The 10,847-nt window shown below is 38.2% G+C and carries 13 protein-coding genes; all 13 read right to left on the reverse strand.

Annotated features, from left to right (window positions below; all coding sequences use genetic code 11):
• Positions 1-224: 224 nt before the first annotated feature.
• The gene (locus BALCAV_RS19400; protein ID WP_004428960.1) at positions 225-821 is read right to left on the reverse strand and encodes an ABC transporter permease; all 597 of its coding nucleotides are present in this window, start codon (positions 819-821) and stop codon (positions 225-227) included.
• A 172-nt stretch (positions 822-993) separates the two neighbouring features.
• Positions 994-2,127 (reverse strand): IS200/IS605 family element RNA-guided endonuclease TnpB, encoded by a 1,134-nt coding sequence (gene tnpB / locus BALCAV_RS19405; protein WP_040324261.1) that lies wholly within the window; start codon positions 2,125-2,127, stop codon positions 994-996.
• Between the two features lie 146 nt (positions 2,128-2,273).
• Complete coding sequence (locus tag BALCAV_RS19410) at positions 2,274-3,050, reverse strand: sensor histidine kinase (RefSeq protein ID WP_004428583.1); 777 nt, start codon at positions 3,048-3,050, stop codon at positions 2,274-2,276.
• Position 3,051: 1 nt separating this feature from the next.
• Positions 3,052-3,747, reverse strand: coding sequence for a response regulator transcription factor (locus BALCAV_RS19415; protein WP_004428584.1), 696 nt, complete (start codon positions 3,745-3,747; stop codon positions 3,052-3,054).
• Between the two features lie 154 nt (positions 3,748-3,901).
• On the reverse strand, positions 3,902-4,459 hold the full coding sequence (locus BALCAV_RS19420; RefSeq protein WP_081939338.1) for an FtsW/RodA/SpoVE family cell cycle protein: 558 nt from the start codon (positions 4,457-4,459) through the stop codon (positions 3,902-3,904).
• Positions 4,460-4,469: 10 nt separating this feature from the next.
• On the reverse strand, positions 4,470-5,210 hold the full coding sequence (locus tag BALCAV_RS19425; RefSeq protein WP_040324263.1) for a permease prefix domain 1-containing protein: 741 nt from the start codon (positions 5,208-5,210) through the stop codon (positions 4,470-4,472).
• A complete protein-coding gene (locus BALCAV_RS19430; protein ID WP_004428587.1) occupies positions 5,207-5,608 on the reverse strand; it encodes a PadR family transcriptional regulator in 402 nt (133 codons plus the stop codon). The genes BALCAV_RS19425 and BALCAV_RS19430 overlap by 4 nt, the downstream gene beginning before the upstream one ends.
• Positions 5,608-6,153, reverse strand: a complete 546-nt coding sequence (locus BALCAV_RS19435) for a sigma-70 family RNA polymerase sigma factor (RefSeq protein ID WP_004428589.1) — start codon at positions 6,151-6,153, stop codon at positions 5,608-5,610. Before BALCAV_RS19435 ends, BALCAV_RS19430 begins: the two co-directional genes overlap by 1 nt.
• Positions 6,154-6,339: 186 nt before the next feature.
• Complete coding sequence (locus tag BALCAV_RS19440) at positions 6,340-7,221, reverse strand: metal ABC transporter permease (RefSeq protein WP_004428591.1); 882 nt, start codon at positions 7,219-7,221, stop codon at positions 6,340-6,342.
• 1 nt (position 7,222) lies between these two features.
• Positions 7,223-8,134 (reverse strand): metal ABC transporter permease, encoded by a 912-nt coding sequence (locus BALCAV_RS19445; protein WP_004428593.1) that lies wholly within the window; start codon positions 8,132-8,134, stop codon positions 7,223-7,225.
• The gene (locus BALCAV_RS19450; RefSeq protein WP_004428595.1) at positions 8,112-8,870 is read right to left on the reverse strand and encodes a metal ABC transporter ATP-binding protein; all 759 of its coding nucleotides are present in this window, start codon (positions 8,868-8,870) and stop codon (positions 8,112-8,114) included. The genes BALCAV_RS19445 and BALCAV_RS19450 overlap by 23 nt, the downstream gene beginning before the upstream one ends.
• A 1-nt stretch (position 8,871) precedes the next feature.
• Positions 8,872-9,828 (reverse strand): metal ABC transporter solute-binding protein, Zn/Mn family, encoded by a 957-nt coding sequence (locus tag BALCAV_RS19455; RefSeq protein ID WP_040324264.1) that lies wholly within the window; start codon positions 9,826-9,828, stop codon positions 8,872-8,874.
• Positions 9,829-10,156: 328 nt separating this feature from the next.
• On the reverse strand, positions 10,157-10,847 hold a 691-nt coding region (locus BALCAV_RS19460; protein WP_235213151.1), incomplete at its 5' end, for a hypothetical protein.

Here is a 10,847-nt window from a genome sequence, read left to right on the forward strand (position 1 = left end):
TTTTCAAAATCGTTAGCTATGAAACGATATTAGCAGATTAGTTTAAAAAATGCAAGGCGAGTTACAAAATGAGAGCATTTGGAGATTTTGATTAGATAGCGCATTGAAAGTCTGAACCGAGAGACAGCAACGCTTCCGTTAAATATCCTCGATATCCATACAAAAAAAAGACTACTATATATTGCTCCTAGTAGTCTCCTTCTTATAAAAACAGCAATTCCTCTTTATATATTTTCCTGTTTTAAAGCATCAATGATATTCTCTTTTTTCACCTTAGACATTGAATATAACATCGCGGCTCCGACAATCATAAAGACAGCGAATACGACAATAACGATGTTCACCCAAGGAAGTTCAAAAGCATAAGAGAATGTATTTTGATTCGTATAATAAATATAATACATAATCGCAATACTAATTGGCAGTCCGTATAAGGTTGACTTCAACCCATAGAAGATACTTTCAAAATAGATCATTTTATTAAAGGATTTCGGCGTCATTCCGACTGATTTTAGCATCGCAAACTCTCTTTTTCGTAAAGCAATACTCGTTGAAATCGTGTTGAAAATATTGGCAATAGAAATCAACGTGATTAATGTAATAAACCCATAAACAAAAATGGATAATATTTTCATCATATTTTCATCTGCTTGACGACTTAAAAAGGAGTTATGAATACTCATACTAGCCGTATCATCCATTGAATCCAACTGATCCTGTGTCGCCACTGGATCATCTGTTTGTAAGAAAAGACCATAACCTGGCTCTCCTTCTTCTTTACCCGCAATTATTTCCTCAAAAACAACCGGAGACACAATCATCGTTAAATTCCCTAACCAAGAATTGAACTACTCCCACTTATCGACCTTGCGGTCTGATTGAAGTGGGAGATTCTTGGGAACAGAGCGTACTTGCCAGCGGATTTCTTTGCCAACAGAGGTTTCTCTTATGGACCAAGCTATCCCCGTCGATTCCTGCGGTTCTGTATGTTGCTTAAGCCATGTGGAAGGTTCTTAACCCTTCAGCTAGAATATTTTTGCTGGCATTGATATCTCGATCGTGATGTTTATGGCAAATAGGACACGTCCAATCCCTTATTTCAAGAGATTTCTTGCCCTCTTGATGTCCACATTCGGAACAGATTTGACTAGATGGATACCACCTGCTTATTTTCACGATGGTTTTCCCGTACCATTTCGCTTTGTATTCTAATTTCGATACAAAGGCAGACCAGGATACATCCGAGATGGATTTGGCTAATTTATGATTACGCAACATTCCTTTGGTGTTCAAATCTTCAATACAGATCACATCGTGGTTTTTGATGATGTCTGTACTTAGTTTGTGAAGGAAATCGTCACGTTGATTCCTGACTCCTTCGTGCAATCTAGCCACTTTGCGTTTTTGCTTCTGATAGTTTTGGGCATCCAATAGATGAATACCCTTATTTTTGGCCTGTAACGCACGTCTTAAAAGTTTTCGCTGTTCACGTCTTAATTTCTTTTCCATTTTGGCTGTGAATGTATGATTGTCCATCTTGTGACCATCCGAAAAAACCGCAAAGTCCGTGATGCCTAAATCTATACCGATAGATGATTCCATTTTCTTCAAGGGCTGTACGTCTGTTTCGACTAGAATGGATACAAAGAACTTTTCGCTTGGATTTCGTCTGACTGTAGCGTTCAGAATACGCCCTTCAACCTCACGACTTTTGGCGAAGCGAACAAGACCCAGTTTCGGCAATTTGATTTTGTTGTCTACTATGGCAATGTTGCTATTTGTTTCTTTCGTGGTGTAGGATTGTACCTGATTCTTTTTAGATTTGAAGCGCGGAGCTTTCGTTTGTTTCTTGAAGAATCGAGTAAAGGAATCAGCAAGGTTTTTCAGAGAGGATTGAAGGGCAATGCTGTCCACTTCTTTTAGCCATACGAATTCCTTTTTTAGTTGGGTTAATTGGGCCGAACAAGAAGAATACGTTAATCCTTTGCCTGTTTCTTGGTATGTATCGTTCCATTGTCCTAAAAAGCGATTAAATACAAAACGAGAACAGCCGATGGTTTTAGCAATCAGGGTTTCCTGTTCTTTGCTTGGATAGATACGGAACTTATAGGCTTTCTTGACTAGCACGGCTCTCCCTCCTTCATTCATAGAACGTTTGTTCTTATTTTATCATAGAAAGGAGCGTTTTGGCTACCACCAACCGACATTCATCTCCCACCTATCGTTGGGCTTTGCCCTTCACACGATGGAGGAAGGAGTCTTCTGTCGGAAAACTATAAACTATTTTCGAGATACTCGATTTCAATTTTCCCTCCAATAGGAGTATGTTCAACGGCATTTTTAATTAAATTGATAAGCGCTTCCTTTGTCCAATTAAAATCACCACTAAATGTGGCCCCTTCTTGCCCCTTTATTTCAATTAAAATCTCTTTTAGCTCCATTGGAATTAACATTGGTTTGAGTGCTTCGTTCATTAGTTTATGTAAATTGATCGTTTCCTTTTTAAATTGAATCGTTCCAGCATCGATTTTGGAAAGCTTTAATAATGAAGAGACGAGCCAATCCATTCGCTCAAGCTGCATTTGGATGTTTTGTGTAAACTCTTTTCTTTTGACAGGGTCAAGCTGTGGATTACTTAGCAAATCAGACATCACAGTCATCGATGTCAGCGGTGTTTTGATTTGATGAGATATATCAGAAATCGCATCTGTTAGTTTCTGCTTGTCCGCTTCCAATCCAGAGCTATATTCTGACAACCTCAAGGTCACTTTATAAATATCATTTTTTAAGATACTAAGTTCTCCTTCTTGATTGTCTCTAACATCAAGGGAATAATGACCCGCATTAATTTTTCGTAAATAACCAGATAAATTTTTAATTTCGTCGTAACGCCAATAGTTAAATACTAAATAACTACCGATAAAAAGAATCGATAGAATAGTCACAATGATAGCTGCCTCGACTGAGAAAAAGTAAACAAAAAGAACGGCAATTGCCGCCATGCTCATCTGAACAATTAATAAAATTCGAACCTCTTTATTTCGAAACATTCTACACCCCAACCTTATAGCCTAAGCCTCGTACGGTCTGAATAATCTTCGGCTTTTGTGGATCATCTTCTAACTTTTCCCTTAACCTCTTTATATAAACGGTAAGTGTATTATCATTCACAAAATCTCCGGCCACATCCCATATTTGCTCCAGCAGTTGACTCCTTGAAAGAACTTGACCACGATGGTTGGCAAAAATCATAATTAGCCGATACTCCAACGCTGTCAGCAAAATTTCTTCCTCTCTTTTATACACCTTGCCTTCTAAAAGGTGAATCTGCACATCCTGAAGCTTTATCATATTTTGAGGCTTCGGCTCAGTTGTTGCTGAATTTTCATACCGCCTCAAAACCGATTTAATCCGCGAAATGAGCTCCCTAATCCGAAAAGGCTTCGTGATATAATCATCCGCTCCCATATCTAACCCCATGACAACATTCACTTCATCATCCACAACCGTTAAAAAAATAACCGGTACATCGCCATTTTCTTTCACTTGCTGACAAAGCTCATAACCCGACCCGTCAGGTAATGACAAATCAAATAAGCATAAAGAGATTTCCTTTAATTTTGAAGCGATCACTTCTTTAGCTGCTTGAACATCATGGCATAAAATTGTCTCATAGCCTTCCTGCTGCAACGAATATTCAAGCCCCAATGCGATCGTTTTATCATCTTCTACGAGTAAGATTTTCATAGAAGCTACTCCCCCTTTTTACATACCGACCATTTTTACCACCCTCTTTTTTATATCATGTTCTAACTAAACGTGCATTATCAAGAAAACGAATATCACGACGCTCGTTCACAAAAAAACGACCAAAAAAAGCTTATCCAAACGGACAGCTTTTTTATTTTACATTTACAAGTAGTTTACGTAAAAATAGCTTCTGACGATAAACACTTAGCATCAATCCAATAACAGCACTATAATAAATTCTTTCCGCACCACCGTAGCTGAGAATTGGAAAATTAACAGCAGAGTAAGGCAATAATCCAAAAATCATCAACGTGTTATAAACAAACGGGAATGTTAGTAGCACCATTCCACCCGCGATCATTAGTCGAGCCTGTTGATGTTGCATTTGCACAAGCAGGAAAACTAAACGGACAATAATCCCTATAAATACAGTAATTAAAAAGGCTGTTAATAACCATCCACCATAATAAATAACGATCGTTAAAGCTGTAACTGTGTGTATATCAGGCATAGCATTAACCCAAGTCATATCCGTTTGTCCCCATAAAGTAGATGATTGGATAATATCTCTTAATAAATTTGGAACGTAGGATTCACCAGGATCAGAATCAACCTTCAGCCAGACAGCTATTCTACTATATCGATGAGGTTCAAGAGAGATAATGGCCCAAAGTAGACTTGCCCAAATTATAACCCCATTCCAAGTCAAAAATTGTTTTTTAGTTTTTTGTCAAGCTTGAAAACGCGACTACTGTTAAAGTAATCATAACTAATAAAATCGATAAAAAAGGACCTAAATGCTTTCCTATTAAAAGAATCGGGAACCACATTATGATAAATAGAGGTATTAATTGTTTATAGGAGTTAATTTGGACATTAGATATATACCCAACAAGGCCAATAAATATAAGCATTAAAAACCATTGATGCGGAATACGCACCCCAAAAATTTCGAATTTTAATAAACCAAACGAGTAATACATATAAGGTAACTCTGTTATAGTCCCGAGACAGAAGAAAATGATATAAAAAATAGCTACTCCTAAAAACCATTTCCACTTTGTGAGAATTTTTCGGAAATCAATCAACATAAGACTGAACATAAATATAAAAGAAATAAAAACAGAAAGAAGTTGAAGTTCAACTCGCATCGCCTGTATGTCGACAAGCAAAAATGGAACAAAACTTAATAAAAACAAGCCACCTACTAAAGCAAGCATCCACCAATCAATCAATGGTCGGTGTAATTTGTTCATTTTTTTACCTAGTTGAACGGGGTCACCCATTCGTGATATCGCGTTGACTTCCGCTTCGCCCTCAGAATACCCAGCTCTCATATTGGCTTTTTTACTTTGCAGCAGATGCGAATGTAGCTCTTTTTGAACAAGGTGTTTACCTTCTTTTGATTTCATTTGTTCGGTCACTCTTGTTAAAAAAGCATCAAAGGATTTTGTGGTCATGTCCACCTCTCCTGCCCACTCAGTTTTTCCTTACGTTCCTTTTCCATTTTCCGCAAATACTTCTTCCCCTTTTTACTAGTGAGGTAATACTTATCTTCCTCCAACCATTCACCGTTCAGAAGTTCATCCTGTTCAAATCGATGCAAAAGTTGATACAGTTCGCCTTCATGATTTTCAAAATACTTTTCACCAATTTGCTCCATTTTGATTAAAAGTTCGTACCCTGTCAAAGCCTGATGACTTAACATTGACAAAACGTCTCTTTTTAACTGCTCTGTCATCACACTTGAACGCTGAAGATTAGCCAATACTTTGTTTTGCAGCTCTGGTGAGAAAGACATCTTTTTAAACACTGAATCATCCATTGACTTTTTTAGCTTTTTCAATTGGTCATCCATTACAAGTCCTCCTCATTCCACTTGATCCTTAATTTTCGTCTCGCTTGATAGAGTCTTGTTTTCACTGTTCCTTCCTTTACTTTTAACAACTCTGAAATCTCACCAACCGAACATTCTTGATAATAAAAAAGATAAATGACTTCACGGTATTTAAGTGGCAAACTAAAGACTTTGTGCACTAGCTCTTCCTCTTCTGCTTTTTCAACTGTCCGAATTTCGGGAGTTTTCTCTACTGTATGCGAAAGAAAGAAATCCTCTGCTTCAGTACGAACTTTTCGAAAGTGCCAGCTCTTTAAATAGTCCTTGCTTTGATTAATTGCAATTCGATAAAGCCACGTTCTTAAAGAGGAGCGCTGTTCAAACTGGTCAATTCGCTCATACACTTTTATAAAAATATCTTGCGTTAAATCCTCAGCAACCTCTTTATTTTTCACATAGGAATAAATAAGTCGGAGCAATTCATCGCCATATGTATTCATAATTTCTATTAATATTTCTTCTTTATCTATCACACGCTCTTGTTTTTGTTCATAAGCAAAAGCCATATTTCTCCCCCCTTTCTTCATTTGACGAATCATCCTTTCATTCGGTTTTATTTTCTTAGGCAAGTCTGAACCTTACCAATACTGCACCTCTTATCCAACCAAAAAAACCACCGCAATAGGTGGTTTTATCATCCTGTTCATTCTATTTTTAAAGTAGTCTTTTTTCTCACTTTTGTAAATAGCTTTTTAGCTTGTAGTTGATGTATCAGCAGGCTTTATCCATTTTGAAACTAAACCATGCTTTGGTGAGAAAATAAAGCTAACGAGAAAGACTAAGCCTGTTGCAAAAGCCATTGAGCCCGAAATCGATGTATCAATCCAAGCTGCAATATAGTAGCCAACAATCGCTGAAAGAACACCAAAGCTCGCACTCAATATAAGCATTACCGCCAGTTTATCTGTCCAGAGGTATGCAGCTGCTGCAGGTGTAATCAGCATCGCAACAACCATAATCGCTCCAACCGCATCAAAAGAAGCAACGGTTGTAATTGAGACAAGGCTCATAAATAGATAATGCATAAAAGCAACTGGGATCCCAAGACTTGCAGCAAGAGCCGGATCAAAGGAAGTAATCTTCCATTCCTTATAAAAAGCAATAATAAAAATAAGAACTACCACTAATACTAAAGCAAGCATCGCGGTTGTCGTTGGAATCTCACCTACAATTGGGTAAACGGTCGTTTCAAATGGAACAAATGTGATCTCCCCCATGAGAGCATGTTTCACATCCAAATGAGCATTTCCTACAGCAGTAGATATTAAGATAACTCCAATGGCAAACAAGGTAGTAAAAACGATCCCCATCGAGGCGTGCAGTTCAATATCAAGCGAGTGCAGCCACTGGACTAGAAACGCTGTTAATAATCCAGCTATAACAGCCCCTATCAGCATATGTGGACCGCTTAACTCTCTTGTTATTAAGAAAGCAACGACAATCCCTAAGAGAACCGTATGGCTAATCGCGTCTGACATCATCGCCATCTTTCTTAAAATTAAAAAGACACCAATCAACCCACAGGATAACCCAACTAAGGCAGCCGTTAAGATAATCCAAGCTGTATATGTCATCTTATTGGACGCCTCCTTCTTTTAAACCTGATTTTTCGACTCGTTTTTGATGGGCCTTAAATTGAAGATAATTAATAAAAAGTCCTTTTTCTTTCCCAAAAATAAGCGAAATAATAAAAAGTACTGCCGCTACCACGACAATAAAAGGTCCCGTTGGCCAGCCTCGTCCTAATGCACTAATAGCCGTCCCGACCACTCCTGAGATTCCGCCTATAAATGCTGACAAGATCAACATCCATTTAAATGAATGAGTCCAATATCTCGCACTAACAGAAGGAATAATTAATAGCGTCGCAATTAAAATGACACCGACGGCTTGAATACCGACCACAATTGTCGTCACAAGTACCGCTGTGTATAAAATATTCATTCCTTTTAATGAAAGTCCAAGCCCTTGAGCAAAACCTGCATCAAAAAGAAATAGCTTCCATTCTTTAAAAAGAAGCACGATGACTACTAAAACGATAAAAGCTAAAGCTAACATCGTATATACATCAGACCGTACCATCACGGCTGCCTGACCAAAAATAAAACTATCTAAACCACTTTGATTTCCACCCGGCATCCTATTAACTATCGTAAGCAGCATAATTCCTAGTCCAAAAAAGACGGAAAGAATCATTCCCATCGCGGTATCTTCTTTAACCCTTGTCGATGATTGAATCCATTGAATAAAGAGAGCCCCCAATAAAGCACTTGCCGCCGCACCTAAAATTAAGATAAATAGATTTTTTTCCCCTAATAACATAAAGGCAATAACTACACCAGGTAGTGCTGCATGGGCAAGGGCATCACTCATAAGGCTTTGCTTTTTCCAATAAGCGAGCGTACCAACGGCTCCTGCGGCAATTCCTAAAATCATCGTGCTAAACAAAACCCATTGGGTGTTACTACTTAGCAGAATGGACCACATTGGCGTTCGCTCCCATCCACTGCATGTTGCCACCGTATGTTCTCCCAATCATTTCTGGTGTGAATACTTCATTTGTTCTTCCATGCTCCACCACCGTTCGATTAAGGAAAAGAACATGATCAAAATAATTGGGAACCGTCTGCAAGTCGTGATGAACGACCATCACGGTTTTGCCCATCGACTTTAACTCCTGCAGCGTTGTCATGATGGCTCTTTCTGTTGCCGCATCAACCCCAGCTAGTGGTTCATCCATAAAATAAAGATCGGCTTCCTGCACAAGGGCTCTTGCTAAAAAGACACGCTGCTGTTGTCCTCCTGATAATTGACTGATTTGCCTTTTCGCATAATCAGCCATGCCCATTTTTTCTAACGCTGCATAAGCTTTTTCTCTATGTGTACGTGCTGGGATTTTCAACCAGCCAATCTGTCCATATAAACCCATCGTCACAACATCCAAAGCATCTGTCGGGAAATCCCAATCGACCGAGCCCCGTTGTGGTACATATCCAATTCGTTTTTTAGCCTTTTTAAAAGACTGCCCAAAAAATTGTACCTCCCCTTTTAAAAGAGGGTGTAATTGCAACATTGCTTTAATAAGAGTCGACTTACCGGCACCGTTTGGACCAACGATACCAGTAAGTGTCCCTGAATGTACCTGAAAGCTTACATCATGTAACACTGTATTTTTTTGATAAGATGCTGCCAAGTTATTCACTTGGATAACAGCCGTTTCCATGTTACTCAGCTCCTCCTGCTAACGCCTGATAAATCGTCTCGACATTATGGCGATACATTCCTAAATACGTTCCTTCATCCGTTCCTGCTTCACCCATCGCATCAGAGAAAAGCTCTCCTCCAATTTCGACGTCAATCCCCTCACTTGCTGCACCTTCGATCACTGATTCAATCATCCTTGTCGGTACACTTGATTCAACAAAAATCGCCGGAACTTGATATTCGCTAATTAACTCAATTGTATCACGAATGTCAGAAACCCCAATTTCATCTTCCGTACTTAACCCTTGTAACCCAACCACTTCTAAATCAAATTTTTCGCCAAAATAACCAAATGCATCATGGGCCGTTACTAAATAACGTTGATTCTCGGGAATTTCCGCTAATTTTTCTTCTGCTTCCGCTTGTAAAGCTTCTAATTCAGCAAAATACTCTTGCTTGTTCGCTTCGAATTCGTCCGCTAGATCAGGTGCATAGTCTTTTAGTTCTTCGACTGCAGCAGCTAGTGCTTGCTTCCATAAATCAATATCAAACCAAATATGTGGGTCAATCACTCCCACTTCTTCTTCTAAAAGGTCAGATTCAGAAATAGCATCACCAACGGCTAAAACTGGTTTTGATTGACCGATTTGATTAAAGATTTTGACCATATTAACTTCTAAATCTAACCCATTATAAAAAATAAGATCCGCTTGCTCCAATGTTGCAATATCGCCTTGTGTTGCATTATATAAATGTGGGTCAACAGATGGCCCCATCAAACTTTTCACTTCAACATGCTCGCCACCAATAACAGAAAGAGGTTCCCCGATTTGAGCGATCGTGGTCATGACTTGAATTTGCTCATCCCCATCCGCATCACTTGTTACTTCCTCTTGATTACAAGCAGCCAACACAGTCATAACGACCATACTCATCAACAAAATAAATAGTTTCTTTTTCAATTTACTCCCCTCCATTTGCTTTTAGTATGTACAAAATACCTTTATCTATTTTTTTATACATAATTTTGACCAAGCTCATAATCTTAACCTTACATAAAACTTGTTCACTTAACTAAAAAAGTTTCCCTAGGGCAAATATTAAACCGATTTGGTGATACTGTCAACACATAATTTTACTTTTATCAAAAAAATTACGACTTCAAACAAAATCAGCATTTACCCATTTTTATGCTCCTAGCCACTTACAGGTTCGAGGAATTTTCTAAAATGTAAGTACGAATTAATGTTAAAACAACAAAAAAGGAGGATGCCTTTTAAGACATCCTCCTGATTGGCACTATGATTAAATTTTAATCCTCATATCCTTAATCAGATGACGAATGACAGCAGCCAACGCGATAATTAAGAACAGACTAATCACTACTGCTCCTCCTACAGAAGTGGTCAAATTAAGCCACTCTAACCAAGGAATCGAACCCGCCTCACCCCAAATTTCACCGTGAACAATTAACACGATAATAGAGAGAAGAATACTGAACAGACCAGCAAAGAAACTATAACGATAAAATCCAGCCCCGATAAACCAACCTAACAAATAGTACAAAACAAGTTCCAGTGGTGCTTTTAGAAATAATGCCATGAACCCTGTACTCATATTCGAAAAGAAAAACCATTCCACAATAGAAAAAATCGTGATGATAACAGTCAATATTAAACTTAATACAACAACAGCACCCATTGTCCCTTTAAAATAATCATTACGCGTCATCCCATTTGAGACATAATATTTGATAAAAATCCATAGAGTTAATAACCCGCAAATTAAAAAGAAAATTTTCCCAGAGTTTATCATGCCATGAAAGAATGTCCATTCAATTTCCCTAATACTCCAATCAAGATTGAAGAAATCAGGAATAAATAAAACGGATAAATACGAAATAGCATAAATCCCGACAAACCACAGCATCCAAGAACCCATCGTTCGAATTTGATCTAGACCTAACTGAAAGGCTTTTGTTGTTTTCATTCTCCTT

It is taken from the genome of Alkalihalobacillus alcalophilus ATCC 27647 = CGMCC 1.3604 (assembly GCF_000292245.2).
GTDB lineage: Bacteria > Bacillota > Bacilli > Bacillales > Bacillaceae_D > Alkalihalobacillus > Alkalihalobacillus alcalophilus.